19 protein-coding genes are annotated in these 17,419 nt (G+C 62.7%); 7 read left to right on the forward strand and 12 right to left on the reverse strand.

The genetic code is table 11. From position 1 onward, the window contains the following. Positions 1-107: 107 nt before the first annotated feature. From NKI38_RS07250 to NKI38_RS07270, 5 genes are all read left to right on the forward strand, one after another. Positions 108-1,004, forward strand: coding sequence for a dihydrodipicolinate synthase family protein (locus NKI38_RS07250; RefSeq protein WP_352655982.1), 897 nt, complete (start codon positions 108-110; stop codon positions 1,002-1,004). A 184-nt stretch (positions 1,005-1,188) separates the two neighbouring features. After that, positions 1,189-1,563 carry a DUF3024 domain-containing protein gene (locus tag NKI38_RS07255; protein ID WP_352655983.1) on the forward strand — a complete coding sequence of 125 codons (375 nt, stop codon included), beginning with the start codon at positions 1,189-1,191 and terminating at the stop codon, positions 1,561-1,563. Continuing rightward, entirely contained in the window at positions 1,560-3,242 is a 1,683-nt protein-coding gene (locus tag NKI38_RS07260; RefSeq protein WP_352655985.1) for an SWIM zinc finger family protein, read from the forward strand. Before NKI38_RS07255 ends, NKI38_RS07260 begins: the two co-directional genes overlap by 4 nt. 1 nt (position 3,243) lies before the next feature. Next, positions 3,244-3,825, forward strand: coding sequence for a hypothetical protein (locus tag NKI38_RS07265; RefSeq protein ID WP_352655987.1), 582 nt, complete (start codon positions 3,244-3,246; stop codon positions 3,823-3,825). 248 nt (positions 3,826-4,073) lie between these two features. Continuing rightward, positions 4,074-4,712, forward strand: coding sequence for a GntR family transcriptional regulator (locus NKI38_RS07270; RefSeq protein WP_352655989.1), 639 nt, complete (start codon positions 4,074-4,076; stop codon positions 4,710-4,712). A gap of 62 nt (positions 4,713-4,774) precedes the next feature. On the opposite strand, the gene NKI38_RS07275 is transcribed toward NKI38_RS07270, so the two are convergent. The 8 genes from NKI38_RS07275 to NKI38_RS07310 all read right to left on the reverse strand — a co-directional run bounded on the left by NKI38_RS07275 (position 4,775) and on the right by NKI38_RS07310 (position 12,078). After that, positions 4,775-5,230: a MaoC/PaaZ C-terminal domain-containing protein gene (locus NKI38_RS07275; protein ID WP_352656141.1), complete on the reverse strand. Its 456-nt coding sequence runs from the start codon at positions 5,228-5,230 to the stop codon at positions 4,775-4,777. Next, the gene (locus tag NKI38_RS07280) at positions 5,227-6,303 is read right to left on the reverse strand and encodes a Gfo/Idh/MocA family protein (protein ID WP_352655991.1); all 1,077 of its coding nucleotides are present in this window, start codon (positions 6,301-6,303) and stop codon (positions 5,227-5,229) included. The genes NKI38_RS07275 and NKI38_RS07280 overlap by 4 nt, the downstream gene beginning before the upstream one ends. Beyond that, positions 6,296-6,625, reverse strand: coding sequence for an L-rhamnose mutarotase (locus NKI38_RS07285; protein WP_352655992.1), 330 nt, complete (start codon positions 6,623-6,625; stop codon positions 6,296-6,298). The genes NKI38_RS07280 and NKI38_RS07285 overlap by 8 nt, the downstream gene beginning before the upstream one ends. 10 nt (positions 6,626-6,635) lie before the next feature. After that, positions 6,636-7,748: a mandelate racemase/muconate lactonizing enzyme family protein gene (locus tag NKI38_RS07290; protein ID WP_352655994.1), complete on the reverse strand. Its 1,113-nt coding sequence runs from the start codon at positions 7,746-7,748 to the stop codon at positions 6,636-6,638. 5 nt (positions 7,749-7,753) lie between these two features. Beyond that, on the reverse strand, positions 7,754-8,851 hold the full coding sequence (locus NKI38_RS07295; RefSeq protein WP_352655996.1) for an ABC transporter ATP-binding protein: 1,098 nt from the start codon (positions 8,849-8,851) through the stop codon (positions 7,754-7,756). Between the two features lie 4 nt (positions 8,852-8,855). Further along, complete coding sequence (locus NKI38_RS07300; protein ID WP_352656143.1) at positions 8,856-9,722, reverse strand: carbohydrate ABC transporter permease; 867 nt, start codon at positions 9,720-9,722, stop codon at positions 8,856-8,858. 2 nt (positions 9,723-9,724) lie between these two features. Further along, positions 9,725-10,621, reverse strand: coding sequence for a carbohydrate ABC transporter permease (locus NKI38_RS07305; RefSeq protein WP_352655998.1), 897 nt, complete (start codon positions 10,619-10,621; stop codon positions 9,725-9,727). 137 nt (positions 10,622-10,758) lie between these two features. Next, positions 10,759-12,078, reverse strand: coding sequence for an ABC transporter substrate-binding protein (locus tag NKI38_RS07310; RefSeq protein WP_352656000.1), 1,320 nt, complete (start codon positions 12,076-12,078; stop codon positions 10,759-10,761). Between the two features lie 169 nt (positions 12,079-12,247). Here NKI38_RS07310 and NKI38_RS07315 point away from each other — a divergent pair, with 169 nt between their 5' ends. After that, complete coding sequence (locus NKI38_RS07315; RefSeq protein WP_352630363.1) at positions 12,248-13,033, forward strand: IclR family transcriptional regulator; 786 nt, start codon at positions 12,248-12,250, stop codon at positions 13,031-13,033. 66 nt (positions 13,034-13,099) lie between these two features. Further along, on the forward strand, positions 13,100-13,939 hold the full coding sequence (locus NKI38_RS07320; protein WP_352656002.1) for an amidohydrolase family protein: 840 nt from the start codon (positions 13,100-13,102) through the stop codon (positions 13,937-13,939). Positions 13,940-13,961: 22 nt separating this feature from the next. Here NKI38_RS07320 and NKI38_RS07325 read toward each other — a convergent pair whose 3' ends face one another. Genes NKI38_RS07325 through NKI38_RS07340 form a run of 4 tightly spaced genes read right to left on the reverse strand, consistent with a single transcriptional unit; the run spans position 13,962 to position 17,355 of the window. Beyond that, positions 13,962-14,933, reverse strand: a complete 972-nt coding sequence (locus NKI38_RS07325) for an ABC transporter permease (RefSeq protein ID WP_352656004.1) — start codon at positions 14,931-14,933, stop codon at positions 13,962-13,964. 1 nt (position 14,934) lies between these two features. After that, positions 14,935-15,885 (reverse strand): ABC transporter permease, encoded by a 951-nt coding sequence (locus NKI38_RS07330; protein WP_352656006.1) that lies wholly within the window; start codon positions 15,883-15,885, stop codon positions 14,935-14,937. After that, entirely contained in the window at positions 15,882-16,625 is a 744-nt protein-coding gene (locus tag NKI38_RS07335; protein ID WP_352656007.1) for an ATP-binding cassette domain-containing protein, read from the reverse strand. Before NKI38_RS07335 ends, NKI38_RS07330 begins: the two co-directional genes overlap by 4 nt. Then, positions 16,618-17,355 carry an ATP-binding cassette domain-containing protein gene (locus NKI38_RS07340; protein WP_352656009.1) on the reverse strand — a complete coding sequence of 246 codons (738 nt, stop codon included), beginning with the start codon at positions 17,353-17,355 and terminating at the stop codon, positions 16,618-16,620. The genes NKI38_RS07335 and NKI38_RS07340 overlap by 8 nt, the downstream gene beginning before the upstream one ends. Positions 17,356-17,419: the final 64 nt, after the last annotated feature.

Genomic DNA, 17,419 nt, shown 5'->3' on the forward strand with positions numbered 1-17,419 from the left:
AAGTGGAATCCGGTTTTCGGAAAAGATCATCGTCAAACAAAAACCTCCATCCCGATCTGTCGAGATGGAACCCAATGAAATCTCTGAATCTACTGAGGATCCCAAAGATGACCAAGGAATTGGCGGGCATGTATGCCGCCCTGATGACCGGACTGAGCGATGCCGGCGAGTTCGATCCACAGCGCCAGCGCAACATCAACGACTATGTCCTGCGCCAAGGCCTGGCCGGGCTCTATGTCGGCGGCAGCAGCGGCGAATCCGGCCTGCTGACGGTGGACGAATTGCTGGTTCAGCAAGAGGTGGTGTTCGCCAGTGCTGCAAGCACCGGCACCAGGCTGATCGCCCATGTCGGCATGCCGAACCTGCGCGATTCCATCCGCCTGGCACGGCAGGCGCAAAAGCTCGGCTATCACGCGCTGTCGGCTCTGCCACCGCATTCCTATCCATTCTCCGATGAAGAGGTCTTTGGCTACTACCAGGCGCTGGCGGCGGCGACGGATCTCCCGCTGATCGTCTACGAAATCCCCCTGCGCACCGGCCGGCCATTGCCGCTCAACCTCCTGGTCCGGCTGCTCGATCTCGGCAATGTCGTCGGCATCAAATTCACCTCCACCGACCTGTTCAAATATTCATTGCTGCGCAAGCGGCAGCCGCAAAAACTGTTCTACTACGGCTTCGACGAGATCTATGCCGCCGCCGGCATGCTCGGCACCGATGGCGGCATCGGCACCACGTACAATCTGCTCGGCAGACTGTACGTGGCGATCGACCAGGCGATCCGCGCCGGCGATCTGGCACGGGCGAAAATGCTGCAGATGGTGTCGCAGGACTTCGTCGAGGTGCTGCTGGAAACCGGCGTCCTGCCGGGCATGAAAGCGGCCTTCCGCGTCATCGGCGTCGATTGCGGCCCGACCCGCGCGCCGATGGCGCTGGCTGTTGCCGACGCCGAAGAGCGGATGCGCGCGGTTCTCGCTCGCCCGGCGGTGAGAGAATGGCTGGCGTGAGAGGAGTTGGCTGAAAGATCCGCAGCCGCCCAATGCGAAGAGACCATCGGGCAGTTCCCGCAAATTCGGAGGCATCTTGCCTCAAAAGGATTGCCTCACCGGATCGGTCGATTATCATAAACGGCGATAGCCGTATGGCTGAGGGCAGCACCACAGCGCTCTTGGCGGCGATAGCGGGAACGCGATGGTGTGGGTCAAGAAACTTTCGGCCGACGAGAAGCTGGCCATCGCCGCCGGTTGCGAGCGTTTCATCGCCGATGTTCTGAAGCCACGGTTCATCCACGGCCGGCTGAATCGGCTCGACCATCCGCTAGACATTTTCGGCAAGTGGCGAGGAAGCAAATACGGTTTCTCCGCGCGCTACCGTTCGGATGACGGTGAAGAATTCAACGCTCCCTTCGCCCGGCTCGACCATGTGGAGGAGCATCTCGCCGAGACCCGGTTCGACCTCATGTGGCACAGGCACACCGGAGCATGGTGGCGGCTGCACGCGACCGTTACGCTGGACGAGGCCCTGCGTCTCATCTCGGCTGACTCGAGGCTCCAGCCGCCACTATGAACCGCAAGAACAGTCGACCCCGTTTCGATGTCGATGCCCTGCGCGACCTTGTCGGCAGCAAGGTGTACTCGCGCGGCGAGGCCTACTGGCGTGACGGGCTGGTGCGACTGCTGACCGTCGGGTCGAAGCGCGTGCTGGCGCAGGTTGCCGGCACGGAGGACTATCGCGTTGAGCTGATGGGGCGTGCAGAGTCGGTCGACGGCACGTGTTCCTGCCGCGCCTTCGCGGATTGGGGTCATTGCAAGCATTTGGTGGCAACAGCGCTGGCGGCAAATGCGGTAGTCAGCGACGCTGAAGCGGAAAGCCTCGACGTCTTCGCGGGCATTCGCCAACATCTGGAGAGCAAGGACATCGCGACGCTCGTCGAGATGATCATGGATTTTGCCGAGCGCGACCCGATCCTGTTGCGTAAGCTCGAAATGGCCGCGCTCGCTACACATGGTGACGAGAGGACTCTCGAGGCGCGTCTCGGCGAGATGGTCGACGGCGCAACCGCCACGAATGGCTTCATAGACTACCGCGAGGCGTCCAACTGGGCCCAAGGCGTGGACGAGGCGCTCGATGTGATCGCCTCGGTCTCGAGCAAGCATGCGGCCATCGTCATGCGGCTCGCTATGCGAGCCATCGATCGGATCGAGGCTGCTATCGAGGGCATGGACGATTCCGATGGCCATTGCGCCCCACTTCTCGACCGGGCATGCGAAATTCACTGCAACGCTGCCTTGGAGGCGCCTTGCGAACCCTTGTCCCTGGCGCGTGACCTTTTCGCACGCGAGATGAACGGTGACTACGACACCTTTGCTGGCGCGGCCGGGCGCTATGGCGACATCCTCGGCGAGGAAGGATTGGCTGAATACCGTCGCCTTGCCACCGAGGCCTGGGATGAGTTGCCCGCGACCGCCAGCAGGAACCGGGCGGGTCACATACTGTCCGGGGACCATTTCAGGCTCCAGGAAATCCTCGACTTCTTTGCCGAACGCGATGGCGACGTGGAGGCGCGCATCGCGCTTCGCGCCAAGCATCTGTCCTCACAGCAAACCTATCTGCAAATCGCCAAATTCTGCCTCTCGCAAGGTCGTGCGGAAGAGGCTTTGCGCTGGGCCGAGGATGGCCTGTGGATGTTCGAGGATGACCGACCTGACGAGCAGCTCGTTTTCTTTGCAGTCGACCTGCTGACCGCAGCCGGTCGCGATGCAGACGCTGAAGCGCATCTGTGGCGCGCATTCGAGAAGGCGCCGAGCCTGAACCTGTATCAACGGCTGTGCAAGTCGGGTGGCAAGGAGGCGCGCGATCGCGCGATCGAGCGTCTCCAATCCAGACTGGCGCGCGAGAAGCCGTCCGCTTGGCATTATCCGGCCGATCTGCTTATCAGCATCCTGATTGAGGAGAAGCAGTTTGATTTGGCGTGGGTGAACACCCGCGCACATGGCGCTTCCGAGGGGCTGAAGGAAAAGCTCGCGCAGGCCAGCGAAGTCACGCATCCGCGTGAGGCCCTGGAGATCTACGCGGAACGCGTCAACCAGCTGGCCCAGTTTGGTGGCAACGATGCCTATGCGGAAGCGGCAGCCTTGATCGGCCGTATGGCCGGCCTGCGCATGGCATCCGAACATGCCGCGTATCTGGCGGATGTGAAGGACCGCTTCGGCCGCAAGCGCAATTTCATGAAATTATTGGCCTGACATGCGGCGCGCGGCGATTGACGAGCAAAATCGCTACATGCTGGAACGCCAGCGGCAGTTCCGCGCGGCGGCTGATGTCGTCACCGATGCGTGGACGCGCTTCCGCGAGGTGGGGGCGGTGGCCGTTATCGGCTCCGTCGCGAAGCCGCTTTGGAAAGAGGTGCCGCGCTTCAGCGAATTCCGGCGCGAACGGATCGAGGTCTGGCATGAATGCAGCGATCTCGATCTGGCACTCTGGCTCGACTCGCAGGAACGCCTCGGCGAACTGCGCCGCGCCGCGGCGCTTGCCCTGCGCGAAGCCTTTGAGAAGGGAACAGGGATCAGCGTTGCCGATCACCAGTTGGATGTTTTTCTGATCGAACCCGGCAGCGACAATTACCTGGGCCGGCTCTGCAAGTTCAGTTCATGTCCGAAAGGAAAACTCGACTGCCTGGCTCCCGGGTGCGGGGAGATCGCCTTCAACAAGCGCATCGTGGACTTCACGCCGCATGACGATCTGCTCGCCCCTGCTCAAGGCGCGATGCTCTACAAGCGTGGTGTCGGCCGGGTGCGCTCCGCGCTTGATCTGCCGCAGACTGGCTGAAGGCTGGGCGATCCGGCTTGGCCGTACTTCGGACAATCGCTTCACATCACAGGCATCGGACTGTGCCTGTAGTGGGAGACCGGCTGCTCTTGCCACACCGAGCGCCTTTCCGGCATTCGGGCGAAAGCGATGAGTATACGGGCATACTTATATCCACAACGCGGGTTTTCCGTTAGGCTCGCTGCTGTGTGAAACGGGAGCATCGGTTGCGAGGATTTGCGGAAAGCTTGATACAGGGGCCGCGGACCGTGGCCGAGCAGATCGCGAATGTCCTGCGCGAGACCATTGCCAATGGAACCATAAAGGCGGGCACTCCGCTGCGCCAGGACGAACTGGCCGAGCAGTTCGGCTTCAGCCGGATGCCCATTCGTGATGCCCTTCGCCAGCTGGAGGCCGAGGGCATTGTTTCCATCCACCCGACAAAGGGCGCGCAGGTTGCCCGGATGGACAGCGCCGAGATCAGCGAAATCTACGCGCTGCGCGAACTGCTCGAAAGCGAGGCGCTCCGGCTCTCAGTACCCAGCCTATCCGGCGTGAAGCTCGATGAGGCGGAACAGGTGCTCGACCAGATCGACGCGGAGCGCAATGTCGGCCGATGGGGCGCGCTGAACAGGGGCTTTCATCTGGCTCTCTACGACGCCTGCGGCAACAATCGATTGCTCGGCCTGATCGAGGCGCACCACAATGCGGCCGATCGTTACGTCCGCATCCTTTTGTCGAACCTGGACTATCGCAACCGCTCGCAGACGGAGCACCGCGACCTGCTGGCTGCCTGCCGGCGGCGCAATAGCGACAAGGCCATAGTCATCCTGAGGCAGCATCTTCGCGAAGGAAGCGAGACGCTGGTCAGCGCAATCAGGGAAGATGGCCTGTCGCGAAAATCCTAGGTTGAGGCGTGGCTCGGATTCTCATGCCGGTTGGGCCACCGTCTCATAGACAGTGGCGAGTCTCAGCCCTGCGCGGGCCTGCGTTCGACGATGTAGATGTGGTCGGCGGCCAGCACGACTTCGCCGCGTTGGTTGATCACTTCGCAGCGTTCGATCACTCGTCCTGAACCTGGCCGCTTGGGATCGTCTTCCTTGGCCGCGATGGTGGTGCGCGTGCGGATCGTGTCGCCGATAAACACCGGCTTGATGAAGCGCAGCCGGTCATAGCCATAGGAAAAGGCGACCGGGTTGACGATGGTTGCCGTCAGGCCGATGCCGACGGAAAACACCAGCGTGCCATGCGCAATGCGCTGGCCGAACGGCGTCGTCTTCATGAACTCGGCATCCATGTGATGCGGGAAGAAATCGCCGGTGTGGCCGGCATGGACGATGAAATCGGTCTCGGTGATGGTACGGCCGCTGGTGAGGCGCGACGAGCCGATCTCATAATCCTCGAAATACTGGATCTGTTCCATCAGGGTCTTTCCGCGATCGGCGTCGCCGGTGCCGCACTCGACTGATAGGCGGCCTCGACCAGCGCCATCGTGCTCCAGGCATCCTCGACCGGACTGATCAGCGTAGCATCTTCTCTGGCCGCGAAACGCTGGACATTGGCCATGCGACCGACGAAGGCATCGGGAAACCACTCGCCGGCCAAGGGCACGGAGATCCAGTCCGTTCCGCCCTTGGGGTAGATCTCCAGCACATCCGGCTCACCTGTGGGATAATCGAGGTTGAGACCGAGCTTGAGATAGGCAGCGCCCTCGGTGCCGCAGATGCGGAACTCGCAGGCCTGGTGCCGGCGTCCGAATTTGTGGTCGTGATTGATCGACAGCGCGCAGCGCACGGTGTCGCCATAGTCGAGAATAGCGCTGGTGCGCGTCTGCGCCACCTTATGGTTGGGATGGCCGAGTGTCTTGGCGTGGACTCCTCTGGGGTCGCCGAGCAACTGCCGGATCAGGTCGAGATAGTGGATCGAATGCATGGCGATCTCGACGCGCGGCGCCTTGAGCAGGAATTCCCAAAGTTCCCACGGTGTCGCCAGCGCCAGCCAGGCGTCGAAGTCGACGACCTCGCCGAGCCAGCCCTTGGCGATGGCGTCCTTGAGCGCCAGCATCATGGGCGCGAAGCGTAGCTGGAAGTTCACTGCCGCATGGAGCTTTTTGGCGCGGCAGATCTCAAGGATTGCGGTTGCTTCAGTGAGGTTGCTGCCCATCGGCTTCTGGATCAGTGCCACCGCGCCATCGGGCAAGAATTTCAGCACATCGGCATGACGTGAGGGCGGCGTGGCGAGGTCGAAGATCGCACCCTCGACAGCGGCCGCTTCCTCCGCCGAGCGAAAGGCGGTCACACCCCATTGGCTGGCCAGCTTTTCAGCCCTGGCGTGGTCGGGATCGTAGAGGCCGGCGACAGGAAAGCCGGCTTTCCTGTAGGCCGGGAAATGTGCGTCGCCGACGATCGATCCGGCGCCGAAGGTGACGATCGGCCGGGGTGTCGAAGGTTTGGGCCAGGACTGAACGAGCAAGGCAGGGTCGAAACCGCCTTCAGTCATAATGGAAGACCTCGTCCATCTCTGCCCACCATTCGCCGTTCTTGCGCGTCGCCAGCGGCTCCTGGCATGGCATGCAGACCGCCCACCATTCCTGTGTCTTCGGGTCGGCCGCCATCTTGGCCATGTCGGCTTCGTAGTCGGTGCCATGGTACTCGAACGTGCTGAACAGCAGGTTCTCCGGCCGCTTCAAGTAGATCGAATAGTTCTTGATGTTGCAGGCCGAGATCATGGTCAGCACGTCGGGCCAGACGGCGGCGTGCAGGCGGACATACTCCTCGACCTTTTCAGGCCTTAGCCCCAGAACCATCCCCATCCGCTGCATGTTCGTTCCTCTACTTCGTGATCGCCATGGTGAATTCGGCGATGCTCATGGCCTTGACCGCGTCCCAGTCCCAATCGATGCCGATGCCTGGCTCGTCGGGTGCCAGCGCCTGGCCATCTTCGATGCGCATATGCTTGCCGGTCAACTGGTCGAGTTGCGGAATGTACTCGACATATCGGCCGTTCTGAACAGCGCAGGTCAGGCTGACATGCAGTTCCATCAGAAAATGCGGGCAGACCGGAATGTCGAAGGCCTCCGCCGCGTGCGCGATCTTGAGCCAGGGCGTGATACCGCCGATGCGGCCGACATCGACCTGCACGATCGAACAGGCGCCCTTCTGCATGTATTCGCGGAAATGGCGGATGGAATACAGCGACTCGCCAATGGCAATCGGCGTCGGCGTCGAGTTCGACAATCGCATATGCCCATCAATGTCGTCGGCCGGCAGCGGCTCCTCGATCCAGGCGAGGTCGAGTTCGCGCAATCTCGCGGCGCGCCGGATCGCCTCGTCGACCGAGAACCCTTGATTGGCATCGGTCATGATCTCGTAGCCATCGCCGACCGCCTTGCGCACCGCCGACAGGCGGGCAAGATCCTCTGATCCATGCGGCCTGCCGATCTTCACCTTCGAACCGCGAAATCCCTTGGCCTTGGCGGCCAGCGCATCATCGACCACAGCCTGCGTCTCGATGTGCAGCCAGCCGCCTTCGGTGGTGTAGAGCGGACAACGATCCTTGGCGCCGCCGGCAAGTTTCCATAGTGGCAGATTCTGCTTTTTTGCCCGCAGGTCCCACAGCGCGGTATCGATCGCCGCGATCGCGATTGCGGTGATGGCACCGATCGTGGTGGCATGCGTGGCGAATTCGAGGTCGTGCCAGATCGCCTCGATCATGTCGGGGTCGCGGCCGATCAGCCGCGGCGCCAGATGATCGGAGAGAAGCCGCATCACCGACGAGCCGCCGGTGCCGATCGTGTAGCTGTAGCCGGTGCCGACAGCGCCGTCGGAATCGGTGATGGTGACGATCGGCGTTTCCTGGCTGACAAAGCTCTGGATCGCGTCCGTGCGCTTGACCTTGGGCACAAGGTCCACCATTCGCAGTTCGACTTTCTCGATTCTGGCCATGCCGATCAGCTCCGCAATGTCTTTCCGGTCTCAGTGGCAAACAGATGCGCCTGCGACATGTCGAGGCTCATGGCGACCCGCTCGCCCGGCCGCAGTGGTCTCGGGTTCAGCATCCGCGAAACCCAGTCTTCGCGGTTGAATTCGACGAACACCAGTGTCTCGTTGCCGAGCGGTTCGGTGACCGTGATAGGCAGTTCGATCTGGTGGACATCGGCCGCACCGCCGGAGCTGATACCATGCCCGGTCGGATAGATGTCGTCCGGCCGCAGCCCGAACACGACCTTGTCGCCGGTCGCGACATTGGCCTTGAACTGGCCGGGCAGCGGCAGCTTTTCGCCGCTGGCGAAAACCATCTGGCCGTCATCGATCGTGGCTTCATGCAGGTTCATCGGCGGCGAGCCGATGAAGCCGGCGACGAAGCGTGTCGCCGGCCGCCGGAAGACCTCGTCGGGCGTGCCGACCTGTTCGATATGGCCGTCGCGCATGATGACGATACGATCGGCAAGCGTCATCGCCTCGACCTGGTCATGGGTGACATAGATCACCGTCGATTGCACCTTGGCGTGCAGCTTCTTGATCTCGGTGCGCATCTGCGTGCGCAGCTTGGCGTCGAGGTTGGAAAGCGGCTCGTCGAACAGGAAGACATCGGGGTCGCGCACGATGGCGCGGCCCATGGCGACGCGCTGGCGCTGGCCGCCGGAGAGTTGCGAGGGGCGACGATCGAGCAACGCGTCGAGGCCGAGGATGGCCGAGGCCTCGGCGACGCGGCGGTCCATGTCTTCCTTGGCAGCACCGGCGATCTTCAGGGAGAAGCCGAGATTCTCACGCACCGTCATATGCGGGTAGAGCGCATAGGACTGGAACACCATCGAGATGTTGCGCGAGCGTGGCGGCAGGTCGTTGACGATGCGCCCGCCGATCTCGATCGAGCCGGCGCTGATCTCTTCCAGTCCGGCGATCATGCGCAGCGTCGTCGACTTGCCGCAGCCGGAGGGGCCGACCAGCGCGATGAATTCGCGGTCGGCGATCTCGAGATCGATGCCATGTACGATCCCGATATTGCCGTAGCGCTTGGTGAGCTTCGTGAGGGTAACGGTTGCCATTGGATCAGCCTTTCACCGCGCCGGAGGTCAGGCCGCCGACAAGGTGTTTCTGGACGATGTAGGTGAGGGTGAGCGCCGGAATGATCATCACCACGGCGAGCGCGCACATGCCGCGCCAGTCGATGGTGAACTCGGCCGTGTAGTCGAGCAGGCCGACCGGCAGTGTCTTGGCGCTGACCGAGCGGGTCAGCTGCGAGGCCAGCGCGAATTCGTTCCAGCAGGTCAGGAAGGCAAAGATGGCGGCGGATGCAATGCCTGGCCCTGCGAGCGGGAACTCGACCTGCCAGAAGGCCTGCCAGCGCGTGCAGCCATCGATCTGTGCTGCCTCCGCGAGGTCCTTGGGCACCTGGCGGAAGAAGCCGTCGATTAGCCAGATCGTGAACGGCACGTTGAGCGCGACATAGGCAAGGATCAGCCCGAAATGGGTGTCGATGATGCCGAGCCGCACATAGAGGAAGAACAGCGGCAGCGACAGCGCGATGCCCGGCACGGTGCGGGTCAGCATCAGGCCGAGGAAGACGCTGGACTTGCCGCGGAAGCGGTAGCGCGCGAAGGCATAGCCGCCGGCCATGCCGATGGCCACTGCAATGACCGTCGAGGTCACCGAGATGATCAGCGAGTTGCGGAAATATTCGATGACAGGAATGCCGCCCTTGCCGATGCCTGAGAACATCGCGACATAGGCGTCGACCGAAATCTCCTGCGGAATCCACACCGGCGGCTTGGCCATGATCTCGACCGCCGGCCGCAGCGACGAGAGGACGATCCATAGGCCCGGCAGGCAGATGGTCAGCATCGCCAGGAACAGGCCGATGCGATAGACGACGCCCAGCAGCCGGCGCTTGAGGCGGGCGGAAGAGTTCTCGTCCATCTTCACCACTCAGCACCGATTTGCGTGCGCGCCGCGGCGAGCTTGTTGAAGAAATAGACGGTGAAGGCAATCGACAGCAGGATCGAGAAATAGGCCATGGCGTTGGCCATGCCCATGCGCCCGTCGCTGTAGGCGGTGCGTGCCACCAGTGTCCACAACAGCTCGGTGCGGCCCGCCGGTCCGCCATCGGTCATGATTTTGACGATGTCATAGGCGCGCGCGACGTCGAGCGAGCGGATGGTCATGGCGATGTAGGCGAACGGCATGACGAACGGCCACGTCACATAGCGGAAAGTCTGCCATGGCGTGCAGCCGTCGACCCGCGCCGCCTCGATCGGCTCCTTGGGCATGGCGAGCAGTCCGGCGAGGATCAGGATGGCGAAGATCGCCGTCGACGACCAGATTTCGGCGATCGAAATGGCGATGAAGGCGAGATGGCCTTCGATCAGCCATGGTATTGCGTCCTGCGTGATGCCGAGCGACTGCAGGGCATTGTTCACCAGACCGATATTGTCGTTGAACATGAACTTGAACTGGAAGCCGACGAGGATCGGCGAAAACATCATCGGGAACATCATCAGCGTGCGCAGGATGCGTTGGCCGCGCGTTGCCTTCTCGACCAGCATGGCGAGGCCGAGGCCGAGCAGCATTTCGAGATTGAGCGCGATGGTCAGCAGCAGCACCGTGCGGCCGAAGGCCCACCAGAAATCGGCGTTGGACAGGATCGAAAGATAGTTCCTGAAGCCGATGAAGACGTAGAATGTCTCGGGCCGCGTCAGGCGGAACGGCGTGAAGCTGGAGTAGAGCGACAACAGCAGCGGCACGACGACAACCGCCGCCAGCACGATCATGGCCGGAAGCAGCAGCAGGAATGGCGCGGATGGCTTGAAGCCCTTCATCAGAATCCTTGAGGTGTTTGCATTGGACGGCGCTGCGCGGGCCCGGGGGCGAAGGATCAGCGTAAACCGCTGGCGTGCAGCGAAACGCGATCGCCTCCCCCATTTTCTAATGGGGGAGGCAGCCCTGGGAACCGCTACTAGAGCTTGCCGGCGTCCTGGAGGATTTGCGTCGCCTTGGCGGCGGCTTCATCCAGTGCCTGCTTGGACGTCTTGTCGCCGAGGATCGCCGCCTGCAGTTCGGGATAGACGGCGTTCGAAATCTCGATCCATTCAGGCGTCTGCGGCACGGCAAAAGCGTGCTTGGCCTCTTCCTGGAAGGCGGTGAGAACCTCCTTCTTGTAAGGATCGTTTTCGGCCTGCTTCAGGTCCCAGTCCCACACGGCCGTGCGGGTCGGCAGCGGACCTGCCGCCGCTTCCAGCTTCTGGCTGTCCTCGTTGGTCAGCCACCACACCAGCGAGGCCGCGGCCTCCTTGTTCGGGCAGTTCTCGGTCACCGAGAAGCCATGGAACCCGGACCAGCCGGTGCGCTTGCCGGAAGACCCCTTCGGCGCGACCTTGACGCCGACATTGCCGGCGACCTTCGACGATTTCGGATCATTGAAGAAGCCGGCCCAGCCCGGCCAGTCGAGATTGATGGCGACGGTGCCCGAAGCAAAACCCTGGCCGAGATCGTCCCACAGGTAGTTGGTGGTTCCTGCCGGCACCGCCTTCGCCTTGTAGAGGTTGACAAACCAGTCGAGCGCCCGGATGCCGGCCTCGGAGTTGAAGACCGGCTTGCCGTCCTTGTCGAGGTACTCGCCGCCCTCGGCGACGACCATCTCATAGAAGCGGCCGTTGATCGCCTCTTCCTTGCCGGCGAACTGGGTGCCGTAGAAATTGGGCGGGTTGGCGAAGAATTCGGCCTGGTCGGTGACTTCCTTCCAGGTGTCCGGCGGCACCAGGTCATAGCCGTATTTCGCCTTGAACTTGGTCTTGTTGTCGGCGTTCTCGTAGAGGCTCTTCTGGTAGTAGAGCGCCGAAACGTCGAACTGCGCGCGCGGCAGCATCTCCAGCTTGCCGTCGATGGTCGCCGACGTGATTGTCGAAGGCACGAAGGCGTCGATCTCTGCCTTGGGCAGCAATTTGCTAAGGTCTGTGTACAGGCTCGTATATTGCGGCGCGAACGACGAATGGTTCCAGCCGACGCACCAGTTGGTGCTGCCCGAAGCGATGTCGGACTTGAGTTCCTTGTCGATGTCGAAGCCGTTCTTCTTGGTCAGGATGTTGACCTTGGCGCCGGTCGCCTTCTCCCATTCGGGAATGCGCTCGTAGAGCTTTTCATATTGCTGGCCACCGATCAGCTTCACGTCGACGGTCACGCCATCGAACTTGCCGGGCAGGTCGCCGGCAAGGGCGATGCCTGCGCCTGACGCAAGCAATAATGCACCGGCGCACACACCGGAAAGCAGTCTGTTCATTGGTATCCTCCCTTGGTGCCGCCTCCGCGGCGACCGCAACTCATCTGATGACAAGAAGTGCTACATTCATATACAAACAAAACATTCACAGATACGTCAAGGCGAAATTTGTTTCCGACGAGCACGTTCCTGCGTATATGAAGGGTGAAATTCACTGGAGGGATGAGCCATGGACGACAGCGAAGACGAGCGCTATCGCGCGCCGGCGCTCGACAAGGGGCTCGACATCCTCGAACTGCTGGCGGGCGTCGACGGTGGCCTGACGCAGGCCGAAATCGCCAAGAAACTCGACCGCAGTCCCAATGAATTCTATCGCATGCTCGACCGGCTGGTGCGGCGCGGCTACGTCACGCGCCTCGACGGCGACCGCTATTCGCTGACGCTCAAGCTGTTCGGTCTGGCGCAATTGCACGCTCCCGTCCGGCGGCTGGTCTCCTATGCGACGCCGCTGATGCGCGAACTGGCCGAGACTTCGCAGCAGGCTAACCAACTCGTTGTTTTTGATCGCGGTTCTGCCGTCGTCATCGGTCAGCAGGAGGCGCCGAACTACTGGGGGATTTCGATCCGGGTCGGTTCCCACATCAGCCTGTTCGACACGGGGTCGGGGCATGTCTTGCTGGCCTTCCGTTCACCGGAAGAGCGGCAGATGATGATATCGGAACACGTCCGCAGCACCGACAAGACAGCGCAATCGGCCGAGTTCTTCACCCGTCTCGACCAGATCCGCGACCGCGGATACGAGATGATGGCTTCGATGCAGACCGCCGGCGTCTTCAACCTGTCCGCTCCGGTACGCAGTTCCGATGGCAAGGCGATCGCCGCGCTGTCGATTCCCTACATCACCGTAGTCAACGCGCCTTCCGCGCCCGACATCACTAGGACGATCGAACTGTTGCTGGCAACGTGTGAAAAGCTATCGCACCTCGCCGGATCAGCGGTCGGCTCATCGGCGTGAATTCTTATTTGAATGAAGAATTCCTCCGTGAGATGATCTGAAACAGCCACGAGGAGGAAGCACGCCATGATCATCGACACCCATCTGCATCTTATCGATCGCTCGGCCCTGCGCTATCCCTGGCTTGCCGGAGAGCCGGCGCTCAATCGCGATTTCTCCTACGAGGAATATGCCACGGAGGCTCATCGCGTCGGCGTCGAGCGGGTGCTGCATATGGAGGTCGATGTCGATGCGGCCGATATCGAGGCCGAGACCGCTCGTGTCGAAAGGCTGTCGCGACTACCCGGCAGCATGCTGGCCGGAGTGATCGCATCCTGCCGGCCCGAAGAGGCGGATTTTCCAGCCTATCTCGAGCGCCAACGGGGAACCCCTTTCGTCAAGGGCTTCCGCCGCGTGCTGCATGTGATGCCCGACGAGCTTTCGGAGGGCGCGCTGTTTCGGAGCAACATCAAGCGGCTCGGCGGCACCGGCCTGACCTTCGATCTCGTCGTGCTGCCGCACCAGATCCCAAAAGCAATCGCGTTGGCCGACCTGGCGCCCGATGTGACGTTTGTCCTTGACCATTGCGGCGTGCCCGATATCAAGGGCGGAGCCGAGCATCCATGGCGTGAACATATGAGTGAGATCGCGCGGCGCCCGAATGTCATGGCCAAGATTTCCGGCGTCGTCGCCTATGCCGATCCCGGCAGCTGGACGGTCGAGACACTACGCCCCTACGTCGAGCACACAATCGGTGCGTTCGGTTGGGACCGTGTCGTCTGGGGCAGCGACTGGCCGGTCTGCACGCTTGGCGGCGGCCTGTCGACCTGGGTGGCGGCGACCCATGCGCTGCTTGCCGGTTGCAGCGTCGATGAACGCGACAGGCTGCTGTCCGCGAATGCCCGCAAGCTGTGGCGGCTCGAATAACCGGATTCTGCTACAAGTCTCCTCAGATCGTCGTCGAGACGTGCCGCTCGCGGCCATAGAGGGAGACTAACAGCACGATGATGAGGCCAAGTGCTGCCTGCACCGCCGAAGGCTGGAAGCCGAGGCCGATCAGCAGCGTGTTGATTTCGGTCAGCACCAACACGCCGGCGATCGTGCCGAGATAGCTCCCGCGGCCGCCGACCAATGCGGCGCCCCCGACGACCACCGCTGCGATGGTCTGGAACAGATAGGGCTGGCCGACATCGCCATAGGCCGAGCCGGTGAAGCCGAGCAGCAGCACGCCCGCCACGGCGGCGAAGAAGGCGCTTGCCGCATAGGTGATCACCCACATGCGCACCGGATCGATCAGCGCCAGCGGTGCCGCACCTGGATTGCTGCCGAGCGCATAGAGCCGCCGCCCATAGGGCGTCCGCTCCAGCACCAGCACGACGAGCGCCGCCAGAACGACCAGGCTCGGCACCAGCCACGGCACCGACAGCGGTCCGGCCGATCCGCCAATCGACACGAAGCTGGAAACCGCTTGCGGCGCGGAGCCTGACGGGAATCCGGCCGTCCACAACAACACCAGCCCTTGCACAACCATGCCGATGCCGAGCGTGACGATGAGCGGCTGGATGTCGAGACTGCGCGAGATCAGTCCGTTCAGCCCGCCAATGACGATCGCCAGCACTCCGACGAGGCCGCAAACCACGACAAAATTCCAGCCATCGCCGTAGAGCTGCGCCGCCACGACATTGGCAAAGCCGATGACGAAGGGGATCGACAGGTCGATGCCGCCCATGATGACCACCAGTGTCTGCCCGATCGAGGCGACGGCAAGCAGCGACGCGAGCACCAGCATGGCACGTATCGCAAACGGCGCCGAGTAGCCGGGAATGAGAACCGTACCGGCAAGGTGCAGAAGGGCGGCGACACAGAAGGCGCCGACGACGCGGGCATTGGTTGTGGCGAACAGGTTTCGTCGGAAAACCATGTCAGCGCCCCTTCATGGCAAGACGTTCCTGCGCTGCTGTCAGCATCACCGCCAGTACCAGTATGGCGCCGTAGGCAATCTGCAGCACGAAGGTCGAGACGTTGAATGTCGTCAGCACGCTTTGCAGCAGGAAGATATCGATGGCGCCGATGGCGGCACCGGCAACGCCGCCGCGCCCGCCGGCCAGGCTGACGCCACCGAGCGCGACGGCGGCGATGGCGATCAGCGTGTAGGTCGGCCCGATATTCGGGTCCGCCGAGCCGATCAGCGCGGTCAGCATCAGCCCGGCGCATCCGCTGAAGATGCCGGTCATGACATAGGCGAGGAAGCGCACGCGCGTGACATCGACGCCGGCTGTGTAGGCGGCACGGTCGTCGCTGCCGACCGCCATCAACTGGTCGTAGTAGGGGGTGCGCCGCACCAGCCACCAGGCAATGAACATCAACGCCAGCGGCAGCATCGACAGCGGACCGGACAGTGCCTTGAGCCAGGCCGGCGCGGGGCCGATCGGTGCGGGCAGGATGGTCAGCGTCACGCCGGTGAGGATCAGATAGGTGCCGAGCGTGGCGACGATCGGCTGGATGCGTACGATCGTCGCCAGGAAGCCGTTCGCAGCACCAACCAAGGCGCCGACGAACAGCACCGCCGGTACAAGCACCAGGGGCGATGAGATGCCAGCGCCGAGGAACAGCACCTGGATCGCAAAAGCATTGACGAAGCCCATCAGCGGCCCGACCGAGATGTCGATGCCGCCACGACCAGCGAGGATGACAGGCGTGGACGCGATCGCGGCACCGATCAAGGGCGCCGCCAAGCCGATCAGCGCACCCCAGGATCCCGGCTGGAACCGCCCCGGACTGAGGATGAGATTGACCACAAGCAACAGAATCAGCAGCACGACCGCGAAGCCGACGTTTCGCCCAAGAGACAGGAGGCGCGCAACAAGGCTCATGCCGCACGTCCGAACATGGCTGATATCACGCTGCCGGTGGTCAGCGCCTCGCCGGCGATTTCGGCCGCGACTTCATTCTCGCGGAACACCAGCACGCGCTGGCACAGGAGAAGAATTTCCTCGATTTCGCTGGACAGGATAACGAGCCCCATGCCGTCGGCGGCCAGCCCGCGAAAGACGTCGTAGAGAACATGCCGCGTCGCCACGTCGACACCGCGCGTCGGGTCGTTGAGAAGCAGGAAGGCTGGCTCCAGCGCCAGCGCTCGAGCCAGCAGCACTTTCTGCTGGTTGCCGCCCGACAGAGTGGTGATCGGCGCATCGGGCCGGGGCGCCATGATCGACAGTTTCTCGCGGTAGATGTCGTAGCGCACCTTGCGCGCCGCCGGGCTGATCAGGCCGAGACGTGTATCGCGCGACAGCGTCGAGACGGAGAAATTGTCGAGCACCGATTGCGTCGGGAAAATGCCGTTCGCACGCCGGTCGCGCGGCAGATAGGCAATGCCGCTGGAGACGGCCTTGCGGAATCCGGTGATCTTGCGAGGTTCACCGGGCTGGTTCAGCACGATCGATCCGCCATGCGGCGGCTCCAGGCCGGCGAGCATCTTGAGGAATAACTCCTGGCCATGGCCATCAAGACCGGCAAGGCCGACGATCTCGCCTGGGGCAATCGCCTGCGTGATCGGACTGGCGCCGGGCGCGATGACGAGATCGCGAACTGTGAGGGCAGCGCGGTCAGCCATGTGCCAGCTCCGCCGCCGTGCGGGGCGCCATCGCCCTGAGAAGTTCCGCCGGCGTCGAGGCGCCGCGCTCTTCGGTGCGCACGACGCTGCCGCCGCGCAGGATCGAGATGCGATCCGAAAGCGACATCACCTCGTCCATGCGATGGGTGATGAACAAGATCAGGCAACCCTCGCCGGCAAGCGCGCGCATCAGCGAAAAAACGGACTCGCGGTCGGCGAAGTCGAGCGCGGCTGTGACCTCGTCGAGGATCAGGATCTTTGGATTGCGCACGATTGCGCGAGCAAGGACGACAAGTTGCTGCGCGGCTAACGGCAGCAGGCCGGCTGGTTTGTCGAGAGGGACGTCGGTGACCGCGAAGCGTTTGAGCGCGGCTGCTGCCCTGTCGCGGCGCTCATTGCGCGGCACGACGCGCCGGACGAACCCGTCGAGGCCGAGCAGGATGTTGTCGGCTACGCTGCGGTCCGGTGCGATCAGAACCTCCTGGAACACCGTGGCGAAACCCTGCGCCTGGAAAGCGGATGGGCTGGCGCCTGAAAACGGTTTGCCGTGCAGAAGGATCGTGCCGCTGTCTGGCTGGACGATGCCCGACAACAGCTTGACCATCGTGCTTTTGCCCGAACCGTTCTCGCCCAGAATGGTGTGGATGGTCCCAGCCCGGAACGTGATCGACGCGTCCGAAAGCGCGACCGTCTCGCCATAGCGTTTGGATATGTTTTTGACTTCAAGCATGTCGCGTTTCAATGCTGGCAGGCCGGCTCACCGAAAGGAGTCGGCCTGTTGGGATACTAGCAGG

This window comes from Mesorhizobium sp. M0621 (genome assembly GCF_040320745.1).
Taxonomy (GTDB): domain Bacteria; phylum Pseudomonadota; class Alphaproteobacteria; order Rhizobiales; family Rhizobiaceae; genus Mesorhizobium.

What these genes read in the sequence shown, in the direction of transcription:
- NKI38_RS07250 (WP_352655982.1), top strand. Translation starts at nt 108, where the DNA reads ATGACCAAGGAATTGGCGGGCATGTATGCCGCCCTGATGACCGGACTG.
- NKI38_RS07315 (WP_352630363.1), top strand. Translation starts at nt 12,248, where the DNA reads ATGGACGACAGCGAAGACGAGCGCTATCGCGCGCCGGCGCTCGACAAG.
- NKI38_RS07320 (WP_352656002.1), top strand. Translation starts at nt 13,100, where the DNA reads ATGATCATCGACACCCATCTGCATCTTATCGATCGCTCGGCCCTGCGC.
- NKI38_RS07290 (WP_352655994.1), bottom strand. Translation starts at nt 7,748, where the DNA reads ATGGCCAGAATCGAGAAAGTCGAACTGCGAATGGTGGACCTTGTGCCC.
- NKI38_RS07300 (WP_352656143.1), bottom strand. Translation starts at nt 9,722, where the DNA reads ATGGACGAGAACTCTTCCGCCCGCCTCAAGCGCCGGCTGCTGGGCGTC.
- NKI38_RS07330 (WP_352656006.1), bottom strand. Translation starts at nt 15,885, where the DNA reads ATGAGCCTTGTTGCGCGCCTCCTGTCTCTTGGGCGAAACGTCGGCTTC.
- NKI38_RS07255 (WP_352655983.1), top strand. Translation starts at nt 1,189, where the DNA reads ATGGTGTGGGTCAAGAAACTTTCGGCCGACGAGAAGCTGGCCATCGCC.
- NKI38_RS07260 (WP_352655985.1), top strand. Translation starts at nt 1,560, where the DNA reads ATGAACCGCAAGAACAGTCGACCCCGTTTCGATGTCGATGCCCTGCGC.
- NKI38_RS07280 (WP_352655991.1), bottom strand. Translation starts at nt 6,303, where the DNA reads ATGACTGAAGGCGGTTTCGACCCTGCCTTGCTCGTTCAGTCCTGGCCC.
- NKI38_RS07325 (WP_352656004.1), bottom strand. Translation starts at nt 14,933, where the DNA reads ATGGTTTTCCGACGAAACCTGTTCGCCACAACCAATGCCCGCGTCGTC.
- NKI38_RS07340 (WP_352656009.1), bottom strand. Translation starts at nt 17,355, where the DNA reads ATGCTTGAAGTCAAAAACATATCCAAACGCTATGGCGAGACGGTCGCG.
- NKI38_RS07310 (WP_352656000.1), bottom strand. Translation starts at nt 12,078, where the DNA reads ATGAACAGACTGCTTTCCGGTGTGTGCGCCGGTGCATTATTGCTTGCG.
- NKI38_RS07265 (WP_352655987.1), top strand. Translation starts at nt 3,244, where the DNA reads ATGCGGCGCGCGGCGATTGACGAGCAAAATCGCTACATGCTGGAACGC.
- NKI38_RS07295 (WP_352655996.1), bottom strand. Translation starts at nt 8,851, where the DNA reads ATGGCAACCGTTACCCTCACGAAGCTCACCAAGCGCTACGGCAATATC.
- NKI38_RS07285 (WP_352655992.1), bottom strand. Translation starts at nt 6,625, where the DNA reads ATGCAGCGGATGGGGATGGTTCTGGGGCTAAGGCCTGAAAAGGTCGAG.
- NKI38_RS07335 (WP_352656007.1), bottom strand. Translation starts at nt 16,625, where the DNA reads ATGGCTGACCGCGCTGCCCTCACAGTTCGCGATCTCGTCATCGCGCCC.
- NKI38_RS07305 (WP_352655998.1), bottom strand. Translation starts at nt 10,621, where the DNA reads ATGAAGGGCTTCAAGCCATCCGCGCCATTCCTGCTGCTGCTTCCGGCC.